General features: G+C 65.8%; 26 protein-coding genes. 21 read left to right on the top strand and 5 right to left on the bottom strand.

Annotation, left to right across the window (positions count from 1 at the left end):
* Positions 1–150 precede the first annotated feature (150 nt).
* Positions 151–960: a hypothetical protein gene (locus B5D62_RS11170; protein WP_139373843.1), complete on the top strand. Its 810-nt coding sequence runs from the start codon at positions 151–153 to the stop codon at positions 958–960.
* Positions 961–977: 17 nt separating this feature from the next.
* Here B5D62_RS11170 and B5D62_RS11165 read toward each other — a convergent pair whose 3' ends face one another.
* Positions 978–1,730 carry an SDR family oxidoreductase gene (locus tag B5D62_RS11165; RefSeq protein WP_085933946.1) on the bottom strand — a complete coding sequence of 251 codons (753 nt, stop codon included), beginning with the start codon at positions 1,728–1,730 and terminating at the stop codon, positions 978–980.
* A gap of 86 nt (positions 1,731–1,816) precedes the next feature.
* Between B5D62_RS11165 and B5D62_RS11160 the strand changes: the two genes are divergently transcribed.
* The gene (locus tag B5D62_RS11160; RefSeq protein ID WP_085933945.1) at positions 1,817–3,331 is read left to right on the top strand and encodes an alkaline phosphatase D family protein; all 1,515 of its coding nucleotides are present in this window, start codon (positions 1,817–1,819) and stop codon (positions 3,329–3,331) included.
* Between the two features lie 24 nt (positions 3,332–3,355).
* Here the strand turns inward: B5D62_RS11160 and atzF are convergent, their stop codons facing one another.
* Positions 3,356–5,125 (bottom strand): allophanate hydrolase, encoded by a 1,770-nt coding sequence (gene atzF / locus B5D62_RS11155; protein WP_085933944.1) that lies wholly within the window; start codon positions 5,123–5,125, stop codon positions 3,356–3,358.
* 126 nt (positions 5,126–5,251) lie between these two features.
* On the opposite strand from atzF, the gene B5D62_RS11150 reads away from it, so the two are divergent.
* The 3 genes from B5D62_RS11150 to hpxZ are packed head-to-tail and all read left to right on the top strand — an operon-like array spanning position 5,252 to position 7,241.
* Positions 5,252–5,437 carry a DUF4089 domain-containing protein gene (locus tag B5D62_RS11150; protein WP_085933943.1) on the top strand — a complete coding sequence of 62 codons (186 nt, stop codon included), beginning with the start codon at positions 5,252–5,254 and terminating at the stop codon, positions 5,435–5,437.
* Positions 5,434–6,816, top strand: coding sequence for an AtzE family amidohydrolase (locus tag B5D62_RS11145; RefSeq protein ID WP_085933942.1), 1,383 nt, complete (start codon positions 5,434–5,436; stop codon positions 6,814–6,816). The genes B5D62_RS11150 and B5D62_RS11145 overlap by 4 nt, the downstream gene beginning before the upstream one ends.
* Before the next feature lie 23 nt (positions 6,817–6,839).
* Complete coding sequence (gene hpxZ, locus B5D62_RS11140) at positions 6,840–7,241, top strand: oxalurate catabolism protein HpxZ (RefSeq protein ID WP_085933941.1); 402 nt, start codon at positions 6,840–6,842, stop codon at positions 7,239–7,241.
* Here hpxZ and B5D62_RS11135 read toward each other — a convergent pair.
* Both B5D62_RS11135 and B5D62_RS11130 read right to left on the bottom strand, forming a co-directional pair.
* Positions 7,238–7,543, bottom strand: coding sequence for a DUF1330 domain-containing protein (locus tag B5D62_RS11135; protein WP_085933940.1), 306 nt, complete (start codon positions 7,541–7,543; stop codon positions 7,238–7,240). The genes hpxZ and B5D62_RS11135 overlap by 4 nt on opposite strands.
* Before the next feature lie 10 nt (positions 7,544–7,553).
* Positions 7,554–8,585, bottom strand: coding sequence for a C-terminal binding protein (locus B5D62_RS11130; RefSeq protein ID WP_085933939.1), 1,032 nt, complete (start codon positions 8,583–8,585; stop codon positions 7,554–7,556).
* 71 nt (positions 8,586–8,656) lie between these two features.
* On the opposite strand from B5D62_RS11130, the gene pehA reads away from it, so the two are divergent.
* The 4 genes from pehA to B5D62_RS11110 all read left to right on the top strand — a co-directional run bounded on the left by pehA (position 8,657) and on the right by B5D62_RS11110 (position 13,270).
* Positions 8,657–10,189 carry a phosphoric/sulfuric ester hydrolase PehA gene (pehA, locus tag B5D62_RS11125; protein ID WP_085933938.1) on the top strand — a complete coding sequence of 511 codons (1,533 nt, stop codon included), beginning with the start codon at positions 8,657–8,659 and terminating at the stop codon, positions 10,187–10,189.
* Between the two features lie 21 nt (positions 10,190–10,210).
* Positions 10,211–10,906 carry a protocatechuate 3,4-dioxygenase subunit beta gene (pcaH, locus tag B5D62_RS11120; RefSeq protein WP_085933937.1) on the top strand — a complete coding sequence of 232 codons (696 nt, stop codon included), beginning with the start codon at positions 10,211–10,213 and terminating at the stop codon, positions 10,904–10,906.
* 4 nt (positions 10,907–10,910) lie between these two features.
* Entirely contained in the window at positions 10,911–11,474 is a 564-nt protein-coding gene (pcaG, locus tag B5D62_RS11115; protein ID WP_085933936.1) for a protocatechuate 3,4-dioxygenase subunit alpha, read from the top strand.
* Between the two features lie 194 nt (positions 11,475–11,668).
* Positions 11,669–13,270 carry an ABC transporter substrate-binding protein gene (locus B5D62_RS11110; RefSeq protein WP_085933935.1) on the top strand — a complete coding sequence of 534 codons (1,602 nt, stop codon included), beginning with the start codon at positions 11,669–11,671 and terminating at the stop codon, positions 13,268–13,270.
* A gap of 3 nt (positions 13,271–13,273) precedes the next feature.
* On the opposite strand, the gene greB is transcribed toward B5D62_RS11110, so the two are convergent.
* Positions 13,274–13,825, bottom strand: a complete 552-nt coding sequence (gene greB, locus B5D62_RS11105) for a transcription elongation factor GreB (RefSeq protein WP_085933934.1) — start codon at positions 13,823–13,825, stop codon at positions 13,274–13,276.
* A 30-nt stretch (positions 13,826–13,855) separates the two neighbouring features.
* Between greB and B5D62_RS11100 the strand changes: the two genes are divergently transcribed.
* The 12 genes from B5D62_RS11100 (at position 13,856) to urtE (ending at position 25,449) form a co-directional block, all read left to right on the top strand.
* The gene (locus tag B5D62_RS11100; RefSeq protein ID WP_085933933.1) at positions 13,856–14,674 is read left to right on the top strand and encodes an urease accessory protein UreD; all 819 of its coding nucleotides are present in this window, start codon (positions 13,856–13,858) and stop codon (positions 14,672–14,674) included.
* A 70-nt stretch (positions 14,675–14,744) separates the two neighbouring features.
* Positions 14,745–15,047, top strand: coding sequence for an urease subunit gamma (locus B5D62_RS11095; protein ID WP_085933932.1), 303 nt, complete (start codon positions 14,745–14,747; stop codon positions 15,045–15,047).
* Between the two features lie 10 nt (positions 15,048–15,057).
* Positions 15,058–17,103, top strand: coding sequence for an urease subunit alpha (ureC, locus tag B5D62_RS11090; RefSeq protein ID WP_139373841.1), 2,046 nt, complete (start codon positions 15,058–15,060; stop codon positions 17,101–17,103).
* A gap of 127 nt (positions 17,104–17,230) precedes the next feature.
* Positions 17,231–17,719: an urease accessory protein UreE gene (locus tag B5D62_RS11085; RefSeq protein ID WP_085933930.1), complete on the top strand. Its 489-nt coding sequence runs from the start codon at positions 17,231–17,233 to the stop codon at positions 17,717–17,719.
* Positions 17,720–17,721: 2 nt separating this feature from the next.
* Positions 17,722–18,405: an urease accessory protein UreF gene (locus B5D62_RS11080; protein WP_085933929.1), complete on the top strand. Its 684-nt coding sequence runs from the start codon at positions 17,722–17,724 to the stop codon at positions 18,403–18,405.
* Positions 18,402–18,830 carry a DUF3995 domain-containing protein gene (locus B5D62_RS11075; RefSeq protein ID WP_085933928.1) on the top strand — a complete coding sequence of 143 codons (429 nt, stop codon included), beginning with the start codon at positions 18,402–18,404 and terminating at the stop codon, positions 18,828–18,830. Before B5D62_RS11080 ends, B5D62_RS11075 begins: the two co-directional genes overlap by 4 nt.
* Entirely contained in the window at positions 18,827–19,444 is a 618-nt protein-coding gene (gene ureG / locus B5D62_RS11070) for an urease accessory protein UreG (RefSeq protein ID WP_085933927.1), read from the top strand. The genes B5D62_RS11075 and ureG overlap by 4 nt, the downstream gene beginning before the upstream one ends.
* A 440-nt stretch (positions 19,445–19,884) precedes the next feature.
* Positions 19,885–21,180 carry an urea ABC transporter substrate-binding protein gene (urtA, locus tag B5D62_RS11065; protein ID WP_085933926.1) on the top strand — a complete coding sequence of 432 codons (1,296 nt, stop codon included), beginning with the start codon at positions 19,885–19,887 and terminating at the stop codon, positions 21,178–21,180.
* 79 nt (positions 21,181–21,259) lie between these two features.
* Complete coding sequence (gene urtB, locus B5D62_RS11060; protein ID WP_085933925.1) at positions 21,260–22,876, top strand: urea ABC transporter permease subunit UrtB; 1,617 nt, start codon at positions 21,260–21,262, stop codon at positions 22,874–22,876.
* On the top strand, positions 22,873–23,991 hold the full coding sequence (urtC, locus tag B5D62_RS11055; RefSeq protein WP_085933924.1) for an urea ABC transporter permease subunit UrtC: 1,119 nt from the start codon (positions 22,873–22,875) through the stop codon (positions 23,989–23,991). The genes urtB and urtC overlap by 4 nt, the downstream gene beginning before the upstream one ends.
* Complete coding sequence (gene urtD / locus B5D62_RS11050; RefSeq protein ID WP_085933923.1) at positions 23,988–24,746, top strand: urea ABC transporter ATP-binding protein UrtD; 759 nt, start codon at positions 23,988–23,990, stop codon at positions 24,744–24,746. Before urtC ends, urtD begins: the two co-directional genes overlap by 4 nt.
* 7 nt (positions 24,747–24,753) lie before the next feature.
* Positions 24,754–25,449 (top strand): urea ABC transporter ATP-binding subunit UrtE, encoded by a 696-nt coding sequence (gene urtE, locus B5D62_RS11045; protein WP_085934720.1) that lies wholly within the window; start codon positions 24,754–24,756, stop codon positions 25,447–25,449.
* Positions 25,450–25,562 lie beyond the last annotated feature (113 nt).

Raw genomic sequence — 25,562 nt, 5'->3', positions numbered from 1 at the left:
TTCGGTCTGAACCGGGCGGGCAAGTCGAGCGGTGCGATTTCTAGCCCCTGGCCAGCCGTGGTAGGCCAGCGTGGAATGCCCCAGCCGAGGCGATTGCCACCCCAGATCGATCCGGGTCCACCACTCCCGGACGCCTATCCTGCCCTCCGCGTGGGCGCGGAATTCTTCATGCGGGGCGTAGATTTGCTGGCGCAGGCGCAGAGCGGCAGTCACATCCACGGTTTGATCTTCATGACGCTCTGGCATGCCCAGCTTGGGGAGAGCCAAGGCAAGACAATGGGTGTTCGCGCGCTGGCCCGCACGATTGGCCTGCCTTACGAAACGGTCCGGCGCCATACGCTGGACCTGATGCGGCGCGGCCAGTGCGTGAAGTTCAAGAATGGCCTGATGGTACCCCCTCACGTCCTGAGCCGGGCACGCAATGTTGCCCTTCTGCGCAAGCTCTATCTGGAAGCGACCCGTATGCTGGGCGATCTCGGCCGCATCGGCATCGCCAGAATCATCAGTGGTCCGCGCAAGCTCAGGATCGTCGGCCAGTTGTCAAAGGAGCAGACCGACATTGCCCATGCGGGAATGCGAAGCCTGCTTGCGGGCGTGCGGATAGCGATGGACTTCGCTGACGGCGACCTCTTGAAGGCGTTGGTCTACAGCGCGATCTGGACCGCAAACGTCAAGCACATCACCTCCGTCACCCCCACGGCGTTCCGCACAGTCCTGCCAGATCATCTGCGGCGGCCCGTCAGTGTGATGGCCGTCGCGAACTCACTGCGTCTGCCCTACGAAACGACGCGCCGCCACGCCGCCGCGCTTGTCGATCAAGGGATCTGTGTGCGCGTCGGCGGCCGAGGTATCCTGGTTCCGGCGGCGTTTCATCAGACACGGGTCGATCTTGCCGTCAGATCCCACGGTATCGTCCTTGAGTTTCTCACCGAGCTTCGCCGCGCCGGCATCAAGGTCTAGACCGGGCCGCCAGCTCGTCAGCCCCGTCCGACGAACGGCATCTTGGTGGCCATCACCGTCATGAACTGGACATTGGCATCGAGCGGCAGGCTGTCCATGTAGACGATGGCCTGGGCCACGGCCTCGACATCCATGCGCGGCTCGACGCGGGTCGAGCCATCCGGCTGCAGCACGCCCTTGGTCATGCGGTCGGTCATGGGTGTTGCGGCATTGCCGATGTCGATCTGGCCGCAGGCGATATCGTAGGCACGGCCGTCGAGCGAGGTCGACTTGGTGAGGCCGGTGATGGCGTGCTTGGTCGAGGTATAGGCGACCGAGAAGGGCCGGGGCGCGTGCGCCGAGATCGAGCCGTTGTTGATGATGCGGCCACCCCGCGGCGTCTGGTCCTTCATGATCTTCATGGCTTCCTGGGTGCACAGGAAGGGGCCCGTCAGATTGGCGGCGACGACGCTCAGCCATGTCTCGTAGGGCAGCTCCTCCAGCGGCACCGGCGGAGCGCCGCCGCCGGCGTTGTTGAACAGCAGATCGAGACGACCCCACGTAGCCTTGACCTTGGCGAACAAGGCAAGGATGTCGTCGCGCTTGCTCACGTCGGTCGGCACGGCCATCGCATTGCCAGCGTTGCTGCCGGCCATCTTCGCCGTCTCGTCCAGCGCCTCCTTGCGCCGACCCGCGAGCGCCACCTTGTAGCCGACCTTCAACAACGCGAGTGCCGACGCGCGGCCGATGCCGCTGCCTGCGCCGGTGACGACTGCGATCTTTCCGCTCATGGGATTCGTTCCTCCTTGGGGACTGGACCCTAGCAGAGGCGGTTGCTGACATTGAAGTGTCGCGTTGCCCGCGTAACACTGGCGACATGTATCGCCGTTCGTTCATTGGCGCGCTGGGCACTCTCTGGCTGCCGTCGCTGGCCCGGGCTCAGACGCCCCTCGCGGATAACCCCTTCGGCCTTGGGGTCGCTTCGGGCCATCCGACTCCGCAATCGGTCGTGCTCTGGACCCGCCTCCTGGCGGCCGATCCGACCGAGCCGTTGAGCGGACCGGTTACCGTTGACTGGTCGGTCGCCGAGGACGAGCGTCTGCAGCGTGTCGTGCGCTCGGGCCAGGCGATAGCGGAGCCGAGGTGGGCTCATTCGGTCCATGTCGATGTCGACGGTCTCGAGTCGGGCAGGCCCTACTGGTATCGCTTCACGGTCAACGGCAAGGCGAGCCCGATTGGCCGGACGCTGACGGCGCCGGCAGCGAATGCCGCGGTGCCGATGCTGCGATTTGCCTTCGCGTCGTGCCAGCAATACGAGCAGGGATACTATTCAGCTCATCGGCATATGGCAGCCGAAGAGCTGAACGCGGTCCTGTTCGTGGGCGATTACATCTACGAGGTCTCCTGGGGACGCGACTTGGTCCGCCACCACGGCAGCGGTCGGCCGACCACCCTGTCCGAATTCCGCAACCGTTATGCGCTCTACAAGTCGGATCCCGACTTGCGGGCCGCGCACGCGGCACATCCGTGGATCGTGACCTGGGACGACCACGAGGTCGCCAACGACTATGCCAACGACATCTCGCCCACCGATCTCGACCCGCAGCAGTTCCTCCTGCTTCGCGCCGCCGCCTACCAGGCCTATTGGGAGCACATGCCGTTGCCCAATGCGATGCAGCCGCAGGGATCGGCACTCAGGATCTACGATCGCTATCGTTTCGGCGATCTGGCCGAGCTCTTCGTTCTCGACGATCGCCAGTATCGCGCCCACAATGCCTGCCATGCCGAGCTGATCCGCAGCCGCATGCTGACCGACTGTGCCGAAAGACTGGATCCGTCGCGCACGATGCTCGGTGCAGAGCAGGAGGCCTGGTTCGCGGATGGGATGAAGACCGCCTCCGGGCGCTGGAACCTGATTGCCCAGCAGACGCTGATGGCGGAGACGGGCCGGACCAAGGATGGCAAGCGCAGCTTCTGGGCCGACGGCTGGGACGGCTATCCGGCGGCACGACAGAAGCTGCTCGATGCGGTGGCGGCGTCGCGTGTCAAGGATACGGTGGTGATGGGCGGCGACGTCCATTCCTTCTGGGCCACTGACCTCAAGCAGGATTTCGCCTCGCCGTCGTCGCGCACGGTCGCGACGGAATTCGTCGGCGGTTCGATAACGTCGCAGGGCTTCACGGACGAGCAGTTGCAACCGACCCTGAAGGAGAACCCGTATATCCGGTACGCCCACGGCGGCAGCTATGGTTACGGTCACATCGCCGTCGAGCCGAAGAGGGCGACCGTGTCGTTCCGCATGGTCGACAATGTGCGCGACCCCAAGTCCGGTATCTCGACGCCGGCGCGCTTCGTGGTGGAAGCGGGCGACCCGGGGGCAAAGCGACTCTAGGGCGGGGTTCGGCCGGAGAAGCGGCTAGCCCAGCGTCTTGAGATAAGCGCGCCAGCCACCGAACGAGGTGATGTCGCGCGCCTGGGCCGCGGCATAGGCCTCGCAGAGGAAGCCTTGCACTGTCCTGCCGTCGGCCAGGGTGATGCTGCCGATACCCAGCGGTGCACTGATGGTCCGTGCGAAGGCGCCGAAGTTCGCGGCCGGCAGGCTCCATATTTCCAACTCGATCTCCGCACCGCCGTCGGAGACGCGGACCATGCCGGGCCGCAGCGGCGGATCGCCAGGCAACGCATAAAGCTTGTATAGAGGTGCGGTCTTCGCGACCGCTTCCAGGCGGCCTTTGAGGTCGACGATCTGGTTATTGAACGGCAGGCCGCTCATATGCGCGCCCACGACCGCAAGGGCGATGCGATCCTCGTCCGGGAACGGATCGGCCTCGCGCGGCGGCAGGGTGCTCTGGGTCTTGCCGAGCGGCAGCGCGCGTTCGCGCTGCCAGCGCGCTCCGAAGGCGAGCAGAGTCCTGTCATGAGCGGCACGACCGACGAGCGTGATGCCGAATGGCAGACCGTCGGCGCGGAAGCCGGCCGGAAGGGCAAGAGCCGAAAGCCGGAAGAAATTCACGAAGTTGGTGTAGTGGCCGAGATTCGAATTGTAGAGCACGGGCTCTCGGTCGAGATCGGCCTTGGTGTAGATGGTGCCTGCGGTCGGCAGCACGAGGAACTGCAGTCCCTCCATTGCCCCCAATGCCCGCTCCTGAAGTTCCTTGAGCCGGTATTGACCGCGAAAAGCATCGACGGCGCTGTACTTGCGTCCACCCAGGACGATGTCGCGGGTCACCGGCCAGATGCCAGCCCTGTCGTCGGCCTTCTCGATGAAGTCGCCCACGGCCGCCGTGCGCTCGGCAACCCATGGACCGCTGTAGAGAAGCTGGGCGGCATCGCGGAACGGCGTGTAATCGAATTCGACGGCGGTGCCGCCCATCGCCTCGAGTTTCTTGACGGCCTCGGCGTAGAGCGCCGCATAGGCTTTATCGCCGAAGAATTCGAGAGGCTTCGGGACGCCGAAGCGAAAGTTGGCGATCGGTGCGCAGCCGAGCACGTTGCCCTGGGCGATATCGAGGACGGCCGCTGCGTCGGCACAGCTCAGGGCGAATACGGAGACGCAATCCAGCGAGGCGCAGGCCGGCACCACGCCTTTGGTGCTGAGGAGCCCCGGCGTGGGCTTGAGGCCGACAATGTTGTTGAACCCCGCCGGCACGCGGCCCGAGCCCGCGGTGTCGGTGCCCAGTGCGAAGGTGGCGAGTCCGGCCGCGACCGCAACGGCCGACCCGGAACTCGAGCCGCCCGGCACGTAGTCGGCGTTGAAGGGGTTGCGGGGCGTGCCGTAGGGGGAACGGACGCCCACCAGGCCGGTCGCGAACTGGTCGAGGTTGGTCTTGCCGATCGCGATGGCGCCGGCCTCGACGAGGCGCTGCACGACGTCGGCCGACCGGCTTGGCGTATAGGAGAAGCCTGGACATGCTGCCGTCGTGGGTTCGCCAGCGACGTCGATATTGTCCTTCACCGCGAACGGGATGCCGAACAGGGGCAGTGTCTCCATGTCGGCATGGCGCGCGTCCAGCGCCTCCGCCTGCGCCCGCAAGGCGGCGTCGGCCGGCCGCGAGATCCACACCTTGTCGTCGCCGCGCTCGGCGATGCGGGACAGGATCTCCTCGATGACCTGTCGAACGGTGAGGGTGCGTGCCCGATAGGCGCTGCGCAGGGCGTGAAGACCGAGATCGAGAGCAGGATTCATTGGCGTCTGTTCTAGACAAGAGCCGGCGCGATTGCAGCCGGCATCTGCGGCGTCCGTTGGCATGGTCCTTGCCTTCGCGCGGTTCGGGGCGCCAAGCTGGATGGCTTTGCCAAGGGGGAGAATGCGATGGATCAGAAGCCTGACGTGGCGCGCTGGGTCGACGAGGAGGCCAAGGCCATCGGCCTCCCCATAGCGCCCGAATATCGGGCCAACGTGATCCTCAATCTCGAACGCGCTCTTGCGATCGCGGCGCCGTTGCTGGCCGTCGAGCTCGAAGACGAACTCACTCCGCTGCCGGTGTACCGGCCATGATCGATCCCCTGTCGAAGGCCGCAACGGCAGCCGACATCGCCCGGGCGGTCGCCAGCGGCAAGGTCAAGGCGAGCGCCGTGGTCGAAGCGGCCTTGCAGCGCATCGCCGCGACCGAGCCGACCGTGAACGCCTTCACGGATATCGTCGCCGAGCGGGCACGCAAGCGCGCGGGCGAGCTCGATGCCGGTCGTCATCTCGGTCCGCTCGCCGGCGTGCCGTTCGCGGTCAAGAATCTGTTCGATATCGAAGGCCTGCCGACGCGGGCCGGATCCAAGATCAACGTCGATGGGCCGAAGGCGCGGCGCGATGGCGCGTTGGTCCGCAAATTGGAAGTGGCGGGGGCGATCCTCGTCGGCGGCCTCAACATGGGCGAATACGCCTATGACTTCACCGGCGAGAATGCGCATTACGGCCCGTCGCGCAATCCGCACGATCCCACCTGCATGACCGGCGGATCGTCCGGCGGTTCCGGGGCAGCCGTCGCTTCAGGCGAAGTGCCGCTGTCCCTGGGCTCCGATACCAACGGCTCGATTCGCGTGCCGTCCTCGCTTTGCGGCCTGTTCGGATTGAAGCCGACCTACGGCCGATTGAGTCGCGCCGGATCCTTTCCCTTCGTCGATGCCTTCGACCATCTCGGTCCGATCGCGCGCTCGACGATGGATCTTGCCTTGGCCTTCGATGCCATGCAGGGCTGGGATCCGGAAGACCCGGTGTGCACGGATCGTCTGGCCGATCTCACGGTCCTCGGGTTGGATGAGGGAATCGCCGGCCTGCGCATCGCGGTTGCCGGCGATTACTTCGCGCGCGGCGGTGAGCCCGAGGCCTTCGAAGCGGTGGAAACGGTGGCCAAGGCGCTGAACGCAACCCGACGCGTGGTACTGCCGCAGGCGGCCGCTGCGCGGGCGGCCGCCTATGTCATCACCGCGATCGAAGGGGCGCAACTGCACCTGTCGCGACTGAAGACGCGACCGCAGGATTTCGATCCTGACACACGTGAGCGCTTCATGGCCGGCGCCCTCCTGCCCGGTGCCTGGTATGTCAAAGCGCAGCGTTTCCGGCGCCAGTATCGTGCCGCCGTGCTCAAGCTGTTCGAGGAAGTGGACATCATCCTGGCGCCGGCGACGCCGCGCTCGGCACCCAAGATCGGCCAGAAGATGATGACATTGGACGGCGTCGACCTGCCGGTGCGCGCCAATCTCGGCCTCTATACCCAGCCGATCTCGTTCATCGGGCTACCTGTCGTCGCCGTGCCCACGCGCGCGCCAGGTCGGATGCCGATCGGTGTCCAGGTGATCGCCAAGCCTTACAATGAACAGGCCGCGCTGCGCGTGTCGGCCTATCTGGAAAAGCAGGGCGTGTGCGCGTCGACGCCAGCGTGAGGAGAGGGGCGTAAGGGGGAGACATGGAGATCAACATTCCGTCGGTGGTGGCTGAGGTGACGGCCGCCTTCCACCGTTACGAGACGGCGCTCAATACCAACGACGTGGCCATGCTCGACGAGCTGTTCTGGAACAGTCCGCATACGCTGCGCTATGGCGTGGGCGAGCAGCTCTACGGTTACGATCAGATCGCCGCCTTCCGCTCGGGGCGCGATCCGACGTTCGTGGTCGGCCGCGATCTCCTGAAGCTGTGGATCGTCACCTACGGCCACGACTTCGGCACCGCCAACTGCGAATTCCGTCGCCATGGGCAAACCCGCATCGGCCGCCAGAGTCACACTTGGATGCGCACGCCCGAAGGCTGGCGCATCGTTGCCGCCCATGTCTCGCTGCTGGGCGAGCCGACGGCCATGAAGACGGCCTAAGCGCCTTCGGGCTCGGCCACGCCTTCGACCAGGATCAGCTTGCGGCTGAGCGCACGGTCACGCACCTCGAGCGCCTGCGCGTATTCGGGCGACCGGTACCACGCGCGCGCCTGCTCCAGGCTTGGAAAGGCGACGATCACGATCGCGCGCGGCTTCCAGTCGCCTTCTATAGGTTCGATGGCACCCGCTCGCACCAGGTAGTGACCGCCATACCGCGCAATCGAGGCCGCCGCTCGATTGCGATAGGTGTCGAAGGCGTCGGAGTCCTTCGGCGACACGTCGGAAATGAAATAGGCCGCCATCCGCCCTCCGTCAGTTTCCGGGGCCTCGCTCCATCGAATAGGGCTGCCAGCGCTGCAGGGCGGACTTCTCCAGTACGGCCGGATTGACACAGGCGCGGGGCCAGCGGCCGGAAAGCACCAGCGCCAGCTCGGCGCCGACGCGCCGCTTGCGCGCCTTATCGAAGCGATCGGAGGCCGAGGCCACATGGGCCGTCAGGATCACATTGTCCATGCCGAGCAGCGGGTTGTTGTGCCCGACCGGCTCGGTCTCCAGCACATCGAGGCCGGCGCCGGCGATCCATCCTTCCTGCAGTGCCTTGATCAGGGCCGGTTCGTCGACTGTCGCGCCGCGGCCCGTGTTCACGAACAGCGCCGTCTTCCTCATCTTGCGGAAGTGCGCTTCCTTGAGGAGATGATGCGCCTCCTTCGTCCCCGGCGCATGCATGGAAATGATGTCGGACCGCTCCAGCAGCTCATCGAGACCGACGGGCTGCACGCCATGCTCCGACATGACCAGTTCTTCGATGAAGGGATCGTAGGCGAGCATCTGGAAACCGAAGGGCGCCGCCCGCTTGGCGGTCGCCCGAGCGACATGGCCGAAGGAGATGAAGCCGAGCGTCTGGCCCATCAGGCGCGGAAACTGGTAGAGCATGGGGCGCGCCTTGGTCCATTCGCCGGTGCGCACCATGCGATCCTGCACGACAAGACGCCGCCAGGTCGCCAGGATCAGGGTCATGGCATGATCGGCCACTTCCTCGATGAACGTATCCGGCACGTTGGTGACGGGAATGCCGAGCTTGGTCGCGGCATCGACATCGACCGAATCGACCCCGACGCTGCCGAGCGACACGACCTTCAGCTTCTTGCCGGCCTCGATGACCTTGGCCGTGATCCGAGGCCGCCCCTTGGCATAGATGCCGTCGGCGTCCGCCACCGCTTTGGCCAACTCGTCATCGCCGCCGGAAATCTCGACGATCTCCGCGCCGAGGCCGGTCAAAGCTTCCATTTCCAGAGAATGATCGCTGCCGCCGGGGCCCGTTGTCACGATTTTGAAGCGTGCCACGTGTTCTTTCCTCCTCTTCTTTGGTGTCACTCTAACGCAAACTGGCCGACGGCCAACCATGGTGAGAATGCATGTCCGCTCGCAAAAATGTCCTGTTGATCGTCGTCGACCAGTGGCGCGGGGCGATGCTGCCCAAGCTCGGCGCTGGCTACCTCAAGCTTCCCAACCTCGACCGGCTGTGTGCCGAGGGCGTGACCTTCCGCAACCATTTCACGCAGGCTGTTCCCTGCGGGCCGGCGCGCGCCAGCCTGCTGACCGGCATGTACATGATGAACCACCGTGCGGTGCAGAACACCATTCCGCTCGATTCGCGCTTCACCAATCTGGCCAAGGAGCTGCGCAGTGGCGGCTATGATCCGGCGCTGGTCGGCTACACGACCACGACGCCCGATCCGCGCAAGACGGCGCCTAGCGATCCGCGCTTCTTTGTGCTGGGCGATATCATGGATGGCTTCAATCCCGTCGGCGCCTTCGAGAATCGCGACGCCTATTTCGGCTGGGTCGCGAGCCAGGGCTTCGACCTGCCCAAGATCCGCGAAGATATCTGGCTGCCACAGGGCGGCGCCGGCACGGGTGCGACCGAGCGCGCCGCCGTAATCCCGAAGGACCTTTCGGACACTGCCTGGTTCACCGAGCGGGGCCTCGCCTATCTGCAGGGCCATGGCGGCAAGCCCTGGTTCCTGCATCTCGGCTACTACCGGCCGCATCCGCCCTTCATCGCGCCGGCGCCGTATCACGCCATGTACCGGCCCGAGGACATGCCCAAGCCCGTGCGCGCCGCGACGCCGCAAGAGGAAGCCAAGCAAAATCCGCTGCTCGCCTACTACGTCAACAACATCAAGCAGGCGAGCTTCTTCCAGGACGGGCAGGGTCTCGGGTCGGAGATGACCGAGGCGGAAGTGGCGCAGATGCGTGCCACCTACTGCGGCCTGATGAGCGAGATCGACGATCATCTCGGCCGCGTGTTCGACTATCTGAAGCAGACCGGGCAGTGGGATGACACGCTGATCATCTTCACCTGCGACCACGCCGAGCAGGGCGGCGACCACTACCTGCTGGGCAAGATCGGCTATTTCGACGAGTCCTATCGGATTCCGCTCGTCATCCGCGATCCGCGCGCTAGCGCCGATGCCACGCGCGGCACCATCGTCGATCGCTTCACCGAGACGATCGACACCATGCCGACCATCCTCGACTGGCTGGACCTGCCCGTGCCGCGCCAGTGCGACGGCCGCTCGATGCTGCCCTTCTGCAACGGCGAGCCGCCGGCGGACTGGCGCACCGAGGTGCATTACGAGTTCGACTTCCGCGATCTCTTCTACAGCCAGCCTGAATCGGCTCTAGGCCTGCCGATGGACAAGTGCGCGCTCGCCGTGGTGCAGGACGAGTCCTTCAAGTACGTGCATTTCGCCGCGCTGCCGCCGCTGTTCTTCGATCTGAAGAAGGATCCCGGCCAGTTCGTGAACCGGGCGGGCGACCCGGCCTATGCCGCACGCATGCACGAATATGCGGCCAAAATGCTGGATTGGCGCCTCGGTTTCGCGGAGCGCACGCTGACCGGGTATCGGGCCTCGCCGGACGGGCTGCAGGTGCGCGCCGCCTGAGCCGGCGCTAAACTTCGCGGCATGGAAAAGGAAATCTACCGCCGACCGGCTGCCGGTACACATCCGGCCAACCTGTCCGAAGCCTACAAGTCGACGCCGGGCCGCGCGCCCCGCCGGCCGGCGGTCGCCCTGCCGCACACGCTGTCGGAAATCACCGGGCCGCTGCTCGCCGAGGAGCGGCTCGATGCGCTGGAGAACGATCTGACCCGCCAGCGCATGGGGCCGCCGTTGGGCGAACGCATCCTCGTGCATGGACGCGTTCTCGATGAGGACGGCAAGCCGGTGCCGAAGGCTCTGGTCGAGATCTGGCAGTGCAACGCGGCCGGCCGCTACCACCATCCGGGCGACCAGCACGATGCGCCGCTCGACCCGAACTTCTATGGCGGTGGGCGTGCGCGCGCCGACGAGGAGGGGCGCTACCACTTCATCACCATCAAGCCTGGCGCCTATCCCTGGAAGAATCACTACAACGCCTGGCGACCGGCCCATATCCACTTCTCGCTGTTCGGTCCGAGCTTCGCGACGCGACTGATCACGCAGATGTATTTTCCCAACGATCCGCTGCTGCCGTTCGACCCGATCTACAATTCGGTGCCGGACGGGGCGCGGCATCGCCTGCAGGCGGCTTTCGACCTCGACTCGACGCGGCCCGAATGGGCGCTCGCCTATCGTTTCGACATCGTGCTGCGCGGCCGCAACGCTACGCCAATGGAATGAGATCATGTCAAAGGGACTGACGCCGTCGCAGACCATCGGGCCGTTCTATGTCGGCACGCTCGTTAAAGCCTACCGCCAGGATCTGGCGCCGCCCAATGTCGCCGGCGAGCACGTCGAGATCGTGCTGAGCTTGCACGATGCCGATGGCATGGTGGTGCCGGATGGCGTGTTCGAGATCTGGCAGGCCAACAGCCATGGCCGCTACAACCACCCGGACGATCGCCGCAACCTGCCGCTCGACCCGGGTTTCGAGGGCTTCGGCCGCGCCTCGACCTGGCTCGACGGCAGCAGCCAGTTCAGCACCATCAAGCCGGGCCGGGTGCCCTGGCCCCAGGGCGGCCTGCAGGCGCCGCACATCAACGTGTCGATCTTCGCTCGCGGCCTTCTGAACCGCGTCGCGACCCGGCTCTATTTCGAGGGCGATCCGGCCAATGCCGAGGACCCGGTGCTCAAGATGATCGAGCCGGCCCGTCGCTCGACCCTGCTCGCCCAGCGCGACGCCAACGGAACGTGGCGGTTGCCGATCCATCTCGGCGGCCCCCAGGAGACGGTGTTCTTCGACTGCTGATTGCAGGGCCGGATGTCGGGCCCTGCATTTGGCTCCGGCTTTTGCCTCGGCCGCGACTGATCCAGACGAAGGTCGCGCCCGTCATTGCTTCGGAAGCTGCCGGGAAGCGGTGCGCAACACGATACTGTGCGCCGCACCGGCGCTGGCATGGGAATCGCTTCGTTCGATCCCAGTCCATATTCCGGGGAGATAGCATGACGCTTTCACGCCGATCACTGCTGGCCGGCACGGCTGCGCTCACCTTGCCTGTGCCGACGGTGCTGCGGCCTGCCCTTGCCGACGGCGAGAAGCTCGTGCGCTACGGCATCGCGATGGCCGATGTCCCCCTCACGACCGGCCAGCCGGATCGGGGCGCCGGCGCCTACCAGTTTACTGGCCTGACGATCTACGACCCGCTGATCGCCTGGGAACTCGATGTCTCCGATCGGCCGGGCAAGATGATCCCGGGCCTGGCGACGGACTGGAAGGTGGGCGATGCCGACAGGACCATCTGGACCATCAGGCTGCGCTCCGGCGTGAAGTTCCACGACGGGTCGGCGTTCGATGCCGATGCGGTGATCTGGAATCTCGAGAAGATCTTCAACAAGGATGCCCCGCAGTTCGACACCCGCCAAGCCGCACAGGTGCGCCCGCGCCTGCCGGGCCTGGCGAGCTATCGCAAGGCCGGCGACATGGAGATCGAGATCAAGACCAAGACGGTCGACTCGCTCTTTCCTTATCAGCTCCTGTGGTTCCTGGTCTCCAGTCCGGCACAGTGGGAGAAGGTCGGCCGCGACTGGAACAAGTTCGCCTCGGAGCCGTCTGGCACCGGCCCCTTCAAGCTCGCCCGCCTGGTGCCGCGCGAGCGGGTGGAGCTGGTGAGGAACGATGGCTACTGGGATCCTAAGCGCGTGGCCAAGGCCGATCGCATGATCCTCCTTTGCACGCCGGAGGATTCGAGCCGGAGCGCCGCCCTGATCTCGGGTACCGTCGATCTGATCGAAGCGCCCGCTCCCGACGTGCTGGATCGACTAAAGCAGAGCGGCGCCCGGATCGTGAGCAACATCACTCCGCACGTCTTCCAATATCATCCCTCGCTGCTGCCGGGCTCGCCGTGGGCCGACATCCGCGTGCGTAAGGCCGCCAACCTCGCCATCGACCGAGATGCGATCGTGAAGCTCCTCAACGGGCTCGTGAAGCCGGCCTATGGCGAGGTCGACAGGACCAGCCCGTGGTTCGGCAAGCCGACCTTCGAGATCAAGTACGCGCCTGATGCGGCACGGCAGCTCATGACCGAGGCGGGCTTCGGCAAGGCGAATCGCATGAAGGCGAAGATCTCGATCCAGGCCGGCGGCACCAATCAGATGGTCAATGAAGCCATCCAGGAGATGCTGAAGGAGGCCTTCATCGACATCGAGTTCCGCGTCCTCGATCTCGAAGCGCTGATGACTGGCTGGCGCAGCGGCGCCAGGGCCGACATGAATGCGGGCATCTCCGCCACCAACGTCACCCATGTGACGTCGGATCCGTTCTACGCGGTCATCCGGTTCTTCGCTTCTGACCAGGTGGCCCCTGTCGGCGTCAACTGGAGTTCCTACAAGAACGCCGAGGTCGACAAGCTCGCGACCGAGTTGAGGAACACGTTCGATCCTGCGAAGCAGGACGAGCTGGCGGGCAGGATCCATGCCCTGGCCGTGGACGACGCGGCGATGATCTGGGTCTATCACGACGCCATGGCGCATGCGCTGTCGCCACGCATCAAGTCATATGTCCAGGCGCAGAGCTGGTACCAGGACATCGGCCTGATAGGCGTCTGATCCTCACACGTAGGCCACTTTCACGATCTCGATCTCCTCGACGCCGCCCGGGGTGCGCATCTTGACCATGTCGCCTTCGTGGGCGCGCATCAGCGCCTTGGCGATGGGCGAGATCCAGCTGACATGGCCCTTCGCCGGATCGACCTCGTCGATGCCGACGATCTTCACGATGCGCTCCTCGCCCTTGGAGTTGGCCCAGGTCACGGTGGCACCGAAGAAGACCTGGTCGGTCTTGGGGCGCTTGGCGGGATCGACCACCTCGGATCGTTCCAGGCGCTTGCTCAGGAATCGGATGCGCCGATCGATCTCGCGCAGGCGCTTCTTGCCGTAGAGATAGTCGCCATTCTCGGAGCGATCGCCATTGGCGGCTGCCCACGACACAACCTGCACCACCTCGGGCCGTTCCTTGCGCATGAGGGTCATCAACTCCTCGCGCATGCGGGCGAACCCTTCCGGGGTCATGTAATTCTTCGCGCCGGCCGGCAGCCCGCCCGTATCCTCGGGCAGGTCGTCGTCCAGGTCGGCGTCGCTTTCCTTCGTGAAGGCCTTGCTCATTTCAATCCTTAATTTATCAAGACGGGGCCGATGAATGCCAGCACCCGTCCCGGTCTCCAACGCGCCTCAGGGCAGAGCCGCGTCGTCTTTGCGCACCGGGAGGGGCGGACCCGGCTGGCCGATCTCTATCAACGCGATCCCTGCCGCATCCTGTTCCCCGTGCCCGAACCGGGCGATCCGCCGCAGGCCGTCCTGGTGACGACGTCGGGCGGTGTCACCGGGGGCGACCGGCTGCGCATGGCTGTCGAGGTCGGGCCGGAGGCACGGGCCGAGGCGACCAGCCAGGCAGCGGAGAAGATCTACCGCGCCGCGGCCGACAGCGGCGACTGCATCGTCGACGTGGCGCTCGAGGTCGGTGACGGCGCGGCCCTCGACTGGCTGCCGCAGGAAACCATCGTCTTCGAAGGCGCGCGGCTGCGTCGGCGCACCGTGGCCGATATCGGACCTGGAGGCGCATTGCTGGCCTGCGAGATGGTGGTGCTGGGGCGTGCGGCCTCCGGCGAGCGTTTCACCTCCGGCCTGCTTCTCGATGCCTGGTCGGTGCGACGCGAGGGCAGGCTGGTCTGGACCGATGCGTTGCGCGTCGAGGGCGAGACGCCGCATGGCGCCGGCTTCGGCGCGGGCAATGCCCTGGCCACGGTGATCCTGGCGAACGATGCGCCGCAAGAGCCCTTGGCGCGCGCGCGCGCGCTGCTGGAACAGGTGGCCGACGTGCGGGCCGGAGTGACGCTGGTCAATGGTATCGTCGTCGCCCGCCTGCTGGGCGAGGCGACGCGGGTGCGCGCGGCCGCGGTGGCGCTGCTCGCGGGCTTGCGCGGCCGACGGCTGCCCAAGGTTTGGCATGTTTGATGCTGCCTGTGCGATGATTGTGCGATGATGAAGCCACTAGGATGACGACCGAGCGAAGGGAGGGGGCTCCATGATTTTGACGCCACGCGAAAAGGACAAGCTGCTGGTGGCCATGGCGGCCGTCGTCGCCCGTCGCCGCCTGGAGCGCGGCGTCAAGCTCAACCATCCCGAGGCGATCGCCCTGATTACCGACTTCGTCGTCGAAGGCGCCCGCGACGGCCGCTCGGTGGCGGATCTGATGCAGGCCGGGGCGCATGTCCTGCGGCGCGATCAGGTGATGGACGGTATCGCCGACATGATCGAGGAGATCCAGGTCGAGGCGACCTTCCCCGACGGCACCAAGCTCGTCACCGTCCACGCTCCCATTCGCTGAGGATATGATCATGATACCGGGCGAAATCGTCACTCCCGAAGGCGAGCTCGAGCTCAATGCCGGACGCAACCCCGTCGTGCTCGAGGTCGCCAATACCGGCGACCGGCCGATCCAGGTCGGCAGTCACTATCATTTCTTCGAGACCAACGAGGCGCTGAAGTTCGATCGCAAGCGCGCGCGTGGCATGCGGCTCGACATCGCCGCCGGCACGGCGGTGCGCTTCGAGCCCGGCCAGTCGCGCACCGTGCGCCTGACGGCCTATCTCGGCGGCCGCGAAAGCTACGGCTTCCAGGCCAAGGTCTCCGGCAAGCTCGGCCCGGTCGCCAAGGTCGGGCGATCGAACGAGGCACCGACTCGTGTCTCGCGTGCCGCCTACGTCCATATGTTCGGCCCGACCGTCGGCGACCGTGTCCGCCTCGCCGATACCGACCTGTTCGTCGAGGTCGAGAAGGACCACACGACCTATGGCGAGGAGGTCAAGTTCGGCGGCGGCAAGGTCATCCGCGACGGCATGGGCCAGAGCCAGCGCACGCGCGCCCAGGGTGCCGTCGACACCGTCATCACCAATGCCCTGATCATCGACCATTCGGGCATCGTGAAGGCCGATATCGGCCTGCGCGGCGGGATGATCGTGGGCATCGGCAAGGCCGGCAATCCCGACATCCAGCCCAAGGTCGACATCGTGATCGGTCCCGGCACCGAGGTGATCGCGGGCGAAGGCAAGATCGTCACGGCCGGCGGCATCGACTGCCACATCCATTTCATCTGCCCGCAACAGATCGACGAGGCGCTCTACAGCGGCGTCACGACCATGCTGGGCGGCGGCACGGGACCGGCGCACGGCACCTTCGCCACCACCATCACGCCCGGTCCCTGGCATCTCGGCCGCATGCTGCAGGCGGCCGAGGGGCTGCCGATGAATCTCGGCTTCTTCGGCAAGGGCAACACCAGCAAGCCGGCCGGTATCAAGGAGCAAATCGAGGCCGGCGCTTGCGGGCTCAAGCTGCACGAGGACTGGGGTACCACCCCGGCAGCCATCGACAATTGCCTGGCCGTCGCCGACCGCATGGACGTGCAGGTGGCGATCCACACCGATACGCTGAACGAATCGGGTTTCGTCGAGACCACGCGCGCCGCCTTCAAGGGTCGGACCATCGCGACCTTCCATACCGAGGGCGCGGGTGGCGGCCATGCGCCGGACATCATCCGGCTGTGCGGCGAGAAGAACGTGCTGCCGTCCTCGACCAATCCGACCATGCCCTACACGGTCAACACCGTGGACGAGCATCTCGACATGCTGATGGTGTGCCATCACCTCGACCAGGCGATCCCCGAGGACGTCGCCTTTGCCGAGAGTCGCATCCGCAAGGAGACGATCGCCGCCGAGGATATCCTGCACGACATGGGTGCGTTCTCCATGATGTCGTCCGACAGCCAGGCCATGGGCCGCGTCGGCGAGGTCGTGATCCGCACCTGGCAGACCGCCGACAAGATGAAGAAGCAGCGCGGCCGCCTGAAGGAAGAGAGCGGCGACAACGACAATGTCCGCGTCAAGCGCTACGTCGCCAAGTACACGATCAATCCCGCCATCGCCCACGGTCTCTCCAGGCATGTCGGATCGATCGAGGTCGGCAAGCGCGCCGATCTCGTGATCTGGTCGCCAGCCTTCTTCGGCGCCAAGCCCGACGCGGTGCTGATCGGGGGAACGATCGTGGCGGCGCCGATGGGCGATCCCAACGCCTCGATCCCGACACCGCAGCCCGTCCATTATCGTCCCATGTTCGGGGCCTATGGCCGCTCCCTGGTGGCGAGCCCGGTGCTGTTCGTGTCGAAGGCTGCCATCGACAAGGGCGTGGCCAAGAAATGGGGGCTGTCGCGCGGCCTGCTGCCCGTCAAGGGAACGCGCAAGATCGGCAAGAAGGACATGGTGCACAACGCGCTCTGCCCCAAGATCGAGGTCGATCCCGAGACGTACGAGGTCCGCGCCGACGGCGAACTCCTGACCTGTGAACCCGCGAAGGTGCTGCCGATGGCACAGCGGTACTTCCTGTTCTGAGGCAAGGTGTGAACCTCAACAAGGTTGTCATCCCGAGCGCGGCGAGGGACCCTTCTTGTTACCTCAAAGATCCTTCGCTGAAGCGCGCGGGATCCCGCGCGACTCGGGATGACACGAGTTGGATGAGATGAAGAGAGCAACCGACGTCGTACGTTCCGGCCACTGGCCCGAGACCGAGCGGATCGACACCGTCACCCTGCTGTTCGACGACCGCTATCGTCGGCGCCTTCGCATGCTGGGCAACGGCGGCGTCGATTTCCTCCTGGATCTGGTCGAGCCGATCGTCCTGCACACTGGCGACGGGCTGAAGCTGGAAGAAGGCGGCTATGTCGAGGTGAAGGCGGCGGAAGAGGATCTCGTCGAAGTGCGTGGCCGCGATGCGGCCTCCTTCGCGCGGCTGGCCTGGCATCTCGGCAACCGGCATCTGCCGGCCGAGATCGATGCCGATCGCATCCTGATCCGCGACGACCATGTCATCGTCGATATGCTGAAGGGCTTGGGCGCTGAGGTGCGCAAGGTGCGGGCGCCGTTCGATCCCGAAGGCGGCGCCTATGGCCAGCACAACCACGATACCGGCCATCGCCACGGGACCCTGCACGCCGAACGGCACGTCTGATCATGTCCGGGCATGCGCTCTACCGGCTGCTGGCCTGGCTGTCGCCGGCCTATCCGATCGGGGCTTTCAGCTACAGCCACGGCGTCGAGACGGCCGTGGAGGAGGGGCTGGTCACGAACCGATCCTCGCTGGTCGCCTGGCTGCAGACCGTGTTGCTGCAGGGAACGGGCTGCGTCGACGGCGCCCTGTTCGCCGCTGCCTGGCGCGCTGCCGATTGCCAGGACTGGATCGGCTTCGATGCCATTGCCGAACGGGCGGCGGCCTGGCGCGGCACTGCGGAGATGGCACTCGAATCGCGCCAGCAGGGGGGCTCGTTCCTCTCCATCACGCGCACGGCCTGGCCTCATCCCTACCTCGAGGCGGCCCATGAGCGGCTGGCCGGGGAGATCGCGCTGCCGGTCGCCGTGGCGTTGGCGTCGGCGGCGCATGGCATCGCGCTGGAATCCTCCCTGGAAGGCTACCTCCATGCCTTTAGCGCGAACGTGATCTCGGCGGCGGTGCGGTCCGTGCCGCTGGGACAAAGCGACGGGCAACTGGCCCTCGCGGCGCTCGAGGGCGCGGTCGCACGGACGGTGGAGGCGGCACTCGGAGTCACCGACCTCGATGACGTCGGGACGGCGACACCGTTGCTCGACTGGTGTTCGCTGCGCCACGAAACCCAATACACGCGCCTGTTCCGCTCATGACCGCCCTGCTGGCGTTCCTGCTGCTTCTGGGAGTCGGGGCGATTGCCGCCCTTCATCTGCTGTGGGGCCTGGGCAGCCACTGGCCGGAGGCCAGCGAGGAAGCGCTGGCCCGCAGCGTGGTGGGTGACGGCCGACGGCGCATGCCGCCGCCCTGGCTCTGCTTCGCCGTTGCCTTCGTTCTGGCCGTCGTTGCGCTGTGGCCGGTCTATGCGCTCGGCCTTGCCTCTGTGACCGTGGCGTCGCAGGGCTCGTTCGCCATCGCCGGCGTCTTCATCGCGCGCGGCCTCGCGGGCTACAGCCGGCCGTGGCGCGAGCACTTCACGGACGAGCCCTTCGCCACGCGCAACAGGCGCTATTATTCGCCCCTGTGCCTGTTGCTCGGCGTGGCCTATATCGCACTGGTATCGGGAGAATTGAGCAAATGAACCTGCGCGGTCCCCTGCGGGTGGGTGTCGGTGGCCCGGTCGGGTCGGGAAAGACGGCGCTGGTCGAGCGTCTGTGCAAGCGGATGCGCGAGCAGTACGACATCGCCGTGGTGACCAACGACATCTACACCAAGGAAGATGCCGAGTTCCTGACGCGCGCCGGCGCACTGGAACCTGAGCGCATCGTCGGAGTGGAGACGGGAGGATGTCCGCATACCGCCATCCGCGAGGATGCATCGATCAACCTCGCCGCGGTCTCGGACATCGTGCGCAAGTGGCCGAAGCTCGAGCTGGTGTTCGTGGAGTCGGGCGGCGACAATCTGGCGGCGACCTTTTCCCCCGAGCTTGCCGATCTCACGATCTACGTCATCGACGTGGCGGCCGGGGAGAAGATCCCGCGCAAGGGCGGCCCGGGCATCACCCGATCGGACCTGCTGGTGATCAACAAGATCGACCTCGCACCGCTGGTCGGCGCCAACCTCGAGGTCATGGATCGCGACGCCCGCAAGATGCGTGGCGCGCGGCCGTTCCTGTTTTCGAATCTCAAGGACAACAAGGGCGTCGACGAGATCGCCGCCTTCATCGTGCGTCAGGGCGGCCTCCCGGTGCGCTGACTTTCCGGCGGGCAGCTGGTCCGATGCCGGGCAAGAATCTGCCTTTAAGGAGGCGTGGCCGCTCAGCTACCCATTCGTCCTCTTCATGGCTGGATGACTGCAGCCGCGCTGCCGAATTGCGCGGGAAACTGTGAAATAGGCCCGAGAAGCGGCTCGTGGGAGCGCAGCCACAGGGCCCACGAAGCCTTGAGGCATGGGCATTTCATCGGGTCGGCCATGGTCCGTGCATGCTTCGGGGAGAAACGCCGAAGCCGTCATCTCCTGATGTGAGCCAAGAAATTCTAGGGGTTAACACGCGGATTCTTAAGCCTTTCGTGCGGTCCGCCCCTATTTCCCCTCGTCCGCACGTATTTAGCAGAACGCTGTTGGCACGCCTTTCGCATTCCTGGGCGCGGCGGGGGATTTCCGTCGGGCAAGGAAGAGAAACGAAGGAGAGCGGGATGAAATTGGGTTCAATTGTACGGACGGGGCTCGTCGCCGCAGGCCTGTTGGCCAGTGCCGCGACCGGCGCGTTCGCGCAGGACAAGGAGCCGATCAAGGTCGGCATCCTGCATTCGCTGTCCGGCACGATGGCAATCAGCGAGACGACCCTGAAGGACGTCATGCTGATGCTGATCGACGAGCAGAACAAGAAGGGCGGTCTGCTGGGCCGCAAGCTGGAAGCCGTCGTCGTCGATCCGGCGTCGAACTGGCCGCTGTTCGCCGAGAAGGCGCGTGAACTCCTGCAGAAGGACAAGGTCGCCGCGGTGTTCGGCTGCTGGACCTCGGTCAGCCGCAAGTCGGTGCTGCCGGTGTTCGAGGAGCTGAACGGCATCCTCTTCTACCCGGTCCAGTACGAGGGCGAGGAGAGCTCGCGCAACGTGTTCTATACCGGTGCGGCGCCGAACCAGCAGGCGATCCCGGCGGTCGACTACCTGATGAACAACGAGAAGGTGCAGCGCTGGGTTCTGGCCGGCACCGACTACGTCTATCCGCGCACCACCAACAAGATCCTCGAGGCGTACCTCAAGTCCAAGGGCGTCAAGCAGGAAGACATCATGATCAACTACACGCCGTTCGGTCATTCCGACTGGCAGTCGATCGTGGCGGATATCAAGAAGTTCGGTTCGGCAGGCAAGAAAACGGCCGTGGTCTCGACCATCAACGGCGACGCCAACGTGCCGTTCTACAAGGAGCTCGGCAACCAGGGCATCAAGGCCAAGGACATCCCGGTCGTCGCCTTCTCGGTCGGTGAGGAAGAGCTGGCCGGTGTCGACACCAAGCCGCTAGTCGGCCATCTCGCCGCCTGGAACTACTTCGAGTCGGTCAAGAATCCGGCCAACGAGAAGTTCATCAAGGACTGGCAGACCTTCACCAAGAATCCGAAGCGCGTGACCAACGATCCGATGGAAGCGCACTACATCGGCTTCAACATGTGGGTCGAGGCGGTCAAGAAGGCCGGCACGACCGATCCCGACAAGGTGATCGACGCGATGATCGGCATCTCGGTGCCGAACCTGACGGGCGGTTATGCGGCCATGATGCCGAACCATCACATCACCAAGCCGGTGCTGATCGGCGAGATCCAGGGCAACGGCCAGTTCGACGTCGTGTGGCAGACCTCCGGTCTGGTGGTCGGCGACGAGTGGTCGGACTATCTGCCCGACTCCAAGGACCTGATCTCCGATTGGCGTCAGCCGATGAACTGCGGCAACTTCAACGTTGCCACTGGCAAGTGCGGCGGCAAGGGCAAGTAGGCCCCGGTCGTCAGCAACCCACAGGGGCGGGGCGACTTTCCGGTCGCCCCGTTCTTTTCTCCGGCTAAAGTCTCGGTCCATGCTTAATCCGCGTCCGCTGGCAGCCTTGGTCTCGGTGCTCGTGTCGCTTGTGCTCGGCACGGCGGCGATCGCGGCCGACCTCGGTAGTCTGGTGGCCAATCTGACAACGGGCGGCTTCGGTGATCGCGAGACGGCGATCACCGCGCTCGCCGCGTCCGGCGAGGCTCGGGCGGCACCGATCCTGGAAGCGCTCTCGGCCGGCCGGCTCTATGTCCGCTCCGCCGACAAGCTCGTCGTGATCGGCAAGACCGCAGGCAATCAGCTCGCCCTCACCGATGCCATCACCGGGCAGCCGGCCGGCACGGCGGCCGAAGACGCACTCGAACGCGTCCGGGTCAACAACCGCTTGCGCGGCCTGATCGACGATGCCGTGGGCTCGCTCACGCTCATGAGCCCCGATCCGAAGGTGCGGCGCAGCGCGGGCGACTCCCTGTTCAAGCAACGCAATCCGGCCGCCCTGGCGGCCGTCGAGCATGCCCTGGCCGCCGAGAAGGACGCCGGCATCAAGCGCGTCTTCGCCGAGGCCCGGGCCTCGATGATGCTCGCCTCCGACGAGGCCCCGAAGGCGCAGAAGCTCGAAGCCATCCAGGTCGTCCGCGATCGCGGCGACCGCGATTCGCTCGGCATCCTGGAGACGGTGGCCAGCGCCTCCCAGGACGCCGATATCAAGGCCGCCGCGACGACGGCCGCAGCCTCGTTGCGCCAGACGCTCTCGGTGTGGGAGGCGGCGCAGAACGTCTGGTACGGCATCTCTCTCGGCTCGGTGCTGCTGCTGGCGGCCATCGGGCTCGCCATCACCTTCGGCACCATGGGCGTGATCAACATGGCCCATGGCGAGATGGTCATGCTGGGTGCCTACACGACCTTCGTCGTGCAGCAGACCATCCGCGCCTACGCCCCCGACCTGTTCGAGGTCTCGATCGTGATCGCCCTGCCGCTCGCCTTCCTGGTGTCGGGCGCGATCGGCGTGCTGATCGAACGCACCGTCATCCGCTTCCTCTACGGCCGGCCGCTCGACACGCTGCTGGCGACCTGGGGTCTGTCGCTCGGCCTGCAACAGGCGGTGCGCACCATCTTCGGTCCCACCAACCGCGAGGTGGCGGCGCCGTCCTGGATGTCCGGCTCGTTCCTGGTCGGCCAGATCGACGTGACCTACGGGCGGCTCTGGATCGTCGTGTTCGCGCTGCTGGTGTTCGCCACGCTGATCCTGTTGCTGCGCAAGACGCCGCTCGGCCTCTATATGCGCGCGGTGACGCAGAACCGGCCGATGGCTTCGGCCATGGGTATCCGCACCCCGCGCGTCGATGCGCTGACCTTCGGACTCGGTTCGGGCATCGCCGGGCTCGCCGGCGTGGCGCTCAGCCAGATCGACAATGTCAGCCCGAATCTCGGCCAGGGCTACATCATCGATTCCTTCATGGTGGTGGTGTTCGGCGGCGTCGGCAATCTGTTCGGCACGCTGGTCGGCGCCACCACGCTCGGCATCGTCAACAAGTTCCTCGAACCCTATGCCGGTGCCGTTCTGGGCAAGATCCTGGTGCTGGTGTTCATCATCCTGTTCATCCAGCGCCGCCCGCGCGGGCTGTTCGCGCTGAAAGGCCGATCCGTCGAATGATCCAGCGTTTCCTCTGGCGGGGCCTCGACACCAAGCTGCGCCTGTTCATCGGGCTGGTGCTGCTGGTCGGCATCGTTCCGCCGCTGCTGAACCTCCTCATGCCGCCCGGCAGTCCGTTCTACGTGCCGGCCTGGATGCTCCAGCTCGTGGGCAAGTATCTCTGCTACGCCTCGCTGGCGCTGGCGGTCGACCTCGTGTGGGGCTATTGCGGCATCCTCTCGCTCGGCCATGCCGCCTTCTTTGCGTTGGGCGGCTATTGCATGGGCATGTACCTGATGCGCCAGATCGGCAGCCGCGGCGTCTACGGCAATCCGGTGCTGCCCGACTTCATGGTGTTCCTGAACTACAAGGAGCTGCCCTGGTTCTGGCACGGCTTCGACCATTTCTGGTTCGCCGCGCCCATGATCGTGATCGTGCCGAGCGTGCTGGCGCTGGCGCTGGGCTGGTTCGCCTTCCGCAGCCGCGTCACCGGCGTCTACCTGTCCATCATCACCCAGGCGATGACCTTCGCTCTGCTGCTGGCCTTCTTCCGCAACGACATGGGGCTGGGCGGCAACAATGGCATGACCGACTTCAAGGACATCCTCGGCTTCCCGGTCCAGGCGGACGGCACGCGCGCCACGCTCTATTTCGCTTCGGCCCTGGCGCTGGCGCTGTTCCTGATGATTGCCGGCGCGGTCGTCGGCTCGCGTTTTGGCAAGGCGCTGACGGCGGTGCGTGACGCCGAGAGCCGCATGCGCTTCCTCGGCTACAGGGTCGAAGGCTACAAGCTGTTCGTGTTCGTGCTGTCGGCGGCGATGGCCGGCATTGCCGGCGCGCTCTATGTGCCGCAGGTCGGCATCATCAATCCCAGCGAATTCTCGCCCGGAAACTCGATCGAGGCGGTGCTGTGGGTGGCGGTCGGCGGCCGCGGCACGCTGATCGGGCCGGTCATCGGCGCCTTCATCGTCAACTGGACCAAGACCTATCTTACCGGCGCCCTGCCGGAGGTCTGGCTGTTCGCGCTGGGTGGCCTGTTCGTGGCGGTGACGCTCTTCCTGCCGCGCGGCATCGTCGGGCTGTGGGGGCAGTACAAGGCCCGCCAGGAGCGTACGAAGAGGACGGCGACAGCATGACCTCTCCCGTCAAGTCGACCTCGGCCCTGCTTTATCTCAGCGGCGTCACCGTCTCGTTCGACGGCTTCAAGGCCTTGAACAATCTGTCGCTGCTGGTCGAGCCGGGCGAGATGCGCGCCATCATCGGCCCCAACGGCGCCGGCAAGACCACGATGATGGACGTGATCACCGGCAAGACGCGACCGGACGAGGGCGAGGTCGTGTTCGACGGCCAGGCCGACCTCACCAAACTCGACGAGGCAGACATCGCCACGCTCGGCATCGGCCGCAAGTTCCAGAAGCCGACCGTGTTCGAGAACCATACGGTGCGCGACAACCTGCTGCTCGCGCTGGCCGGCCAGCGGAGCTGGTATCGCCTGCTGCTGGCGGCGCCGACCAAGGCCGAGAACGACAGGCTGGACGAAATTCTCACCGTGATCCGCATGGGCCCGCAGCAGCACATGCTGGCGGCGCGGCTCAGCCACGGCCAGAAGCAGTGGCTCGAGATCGGCATGCTGCTGGCGCAGGATCCGAAACTGCTGCTGGTCGACGAGCCTGTGGCCGGCATGACCGATGTCGAGACGGAGACCACGGCCGCCGTGCTGCGCGAGATCAACAAGTCCCATTCGGTCGTGGTGGTCGAGCACGACATGAGCTTCGTGCGCGCGCTCGGCGTCAAGGTGACGGTGCTGCACGAAGGCTCGATGCTGGCCGAGGGCTCGCTCGATCAGGTCAGCGCCGATCCGCGGGTGGTCGAAGTGTATCTGGGACGCTAACGCGATGATGCTCACGGTCCAGAACGTCAATCTCTTCTACGGCGCGGCCCAGGCACTGCGTTCCGTCTCGCTCACAGCTGCCGTTGGCCGCGTCACCTGTCTGCTGGGCCGCAATGGCGTCGGCAAGACCAGTCTGCTGCGCGCCATCGTCGGCCTGCAGCCGATCGCCTCGGGCTCGATCGCGCTGGAAGGGCAGGAGATCTCGAGGCTGGCGCCCTACGATCGCGCTCGCCGTGGCGTCGCCATGGTGCCGCAGGGTCGCGAGATCTTCCCGCTGCTGACGGTGAAGGAGAATCTCGAGACCGGCTACGCGCCGCTCAAGCGCGACCTGCGCAAGGTGCCGGACGAGGTGTTCGAGCTGTTCCCGGTGCTGCAGACCATGCTGCGCCGGCGTGGCGGCGATCTGTCCGGTGGCCAGCAACAGCAGCTCGCCATCGGCCGTGCGCTGACCATGCGGCCCAAGCTCCTGGTGCTCGACGAACCGACTGAAGGCATCCAGCCGTCGGTGATCAAGGATATCGGTCGCGCCATCACCTTCCTGCGCCAGCGCGGCGACATGGCGATCGTGCTGGTCGAGCAGTATCTCGATTTCGCCCACGAGCTGGCCGACGATTTCGCGGTCATGGATCGCGGCGAGATCGTCATGTCCGGCACCCGCGAAACCTTCGACGCCGACGCCGTCCGCAAGCACATGACGGTCTGATCTCGGGAGCGCCCTCGCGAGCGAAGAGCGCAACTGGAGTTGCGCGCTCCCCCGAGCCTGATGCCCAAGGATGTCGGTCGCGCCGTGAGATCGTAATGTCCTGCGCCCCCGTC

This window comes from Enhydrobacter aerosaccus (assembly GCF_900167455.1).
Classification (GTDB): Bacteria; Pseudomonadota; Alphaproteobacteria; order Reyranellales; family Reyranellaceae; genus Reyranella; species Reyranella aerosaccus.
The sequence above is the reverse complement of the archived record's forward strand: the minus strand, read 5'-3'. Positions and strand labels throughout refer to the sequence as shown.

Coding starts and splice junctions, on each gene's coding strand:
- B5D62_RS11165 (WP_085933946.1), bottom strand. CDS start 1,730: ATGAGCGGAAAGATCGCAGTCGTCACCGGCGCAGGCAGCGGCATCGGC.
- urtA (WP_085933926.1), top strand. CDS start 19,885: ATGAAATTGGGTTCAATTGTACGGACGGGGCTCGTCGCCGCAGGCCTG.
- B5D62_RS11100 (WP_085933933.1), top strand. CDS start 13,856: ATGAATGCCAGCACCCGTCCCGGTCTCCAACGCGCCTCAGGGCAGAGC.
- urtE (WP_085934720.1), top strand. CDS start 24,754: ATGCTCACGGTCCAGAACGTCAATCTCTTCTACGGCGCGGCCCAGGCA.
- urtC (WP_085933924.1), top strand. CDS start 22,873: ATGATCCAGCGTTTCCTCTGGCGGGGCCTCGACACCAAGCTGCGCCTG.
- B5D62_RS11150 (WP_085933943.1), top strand. CDS start 5,252: ATGGATCAGAAGCCTGACGTGGCGCGCTGGGTCGACGAGGAGGCCAAG.
- pcaH (WP_085933937.1), top strand. CDS start 10,211: ATGGAAAAGGAAATCTACCGCCGACCGGCTGCCGGTACACATCCGGCC.
- ureC (WP_139373841.1), top strand. CDS start 15,058: ATGATACCGGGCGAAATCGTCACTCCCGAAGGCGAGCTCGAGCTCAAT.
- B5D62_RS11160 (WP_085933945.1), top strand. CDS start 1,817: ATGTATCGCCGTTCGTTCATTGGCGCGCTGGGCACTCTCTGGCTGCCG.
- B5D62_RS11135 (WP_085933940.1), bottom strand. CDS start 7,543: ATGGCGGCCTATTTCATTTCCGACGTGTCGCCGAAGGACTCCGACGCC.
- B5D62_RS11110 (WP_085933935.1), top strand. CDS start 11,669: ATGACGCTTTCACGCCGATCACTGCTGGCCGGCACGGCTGCGCTCACC.
- pcaG (WP_085933936.1), top strand. CDS start 10,911: ATGTCAAAGGGACTGACGCCGTCGCAGACCATCGGGCCGTTCTATGTC.
- greB (WP_085933934.1), bottom strand. CDS start 13,825: ATGAGCAAGGCCTTCACGAAGGAAAGCGACGCCGACCTGGACGACGAC.
- B5D62_RS11145 (WP_085933942.1), top strand. CDS start 5,434: ATGATCGATCCCCTGTCGAAGGCCGCAACGGCAGCCGACATCGCCCGG.
- urtD (WP_085933923.1), top strand. CDS start 23,988: ATGACCTCTCCCGTCAAGTCGACCTCGGCCCTGCTTTATCTCAGCGGC.
- B5D62_RS11085 (WP_085933930.1), top strand. CDS start 17,231: ATGAAGAGAGCAACCGACGTCGTACGTTCCGGCCACTGGCCCGAGACC.
- hpxZ (WP_085933941.1), top strand. CDS start 6,840: ATGGAGATCAACATTCCGTCGGTGGTGGCTGAGGTGACGGCCGCCTTC.
- urtB (WP_085933925.1), top strand. CDS start 21,260: ATGCTTAATCCGCGTCCGCTGGCAGCCTTGGTCTCGGTGCTCGTGTCG.
- B5D62_RS11095 (WP_085933932.1), top strand. CDS start 14,745: ATGATTTTGACGCCACGCGAAAAGGACAAGCTGCTGGTGGCCATGGCG.
- ureG (WP_085933927.1), top strand. CDS start 18,827: ATGAACCTGCGCGGTCCCCTGCGGGTGGGTGTCGGTGGCCCGGTCGGG.
- B5D62_RS11080 (WP_085933929.1), top strand. CDS start 17,722: ATGTCCGGGCATGCGCTCTACCGGCTGCTGGCCTGGCTGTCGCCGGCC.
- atzF (WP_085933944.1), bottom strand. CDS start 5,125: ATGAATCCTGCTCTCGATCTCGGTCTTCACGCCCTGCGCAGCGCCTAT.
- pehA (WP_085933938.1), top strand. CDS start 8,657: ATGTCCGCTCGCAAAAATGTCCTGTTGATCGTCGTCGACCAGTGGCGC.
- B5D62_RS11075 (WP_085933928.1), top strand. CDS start 18,402: ATGACCGCCCTGCTGGCGTTCCTGCTGCTTCTGGGAGTCGGGGCGATT.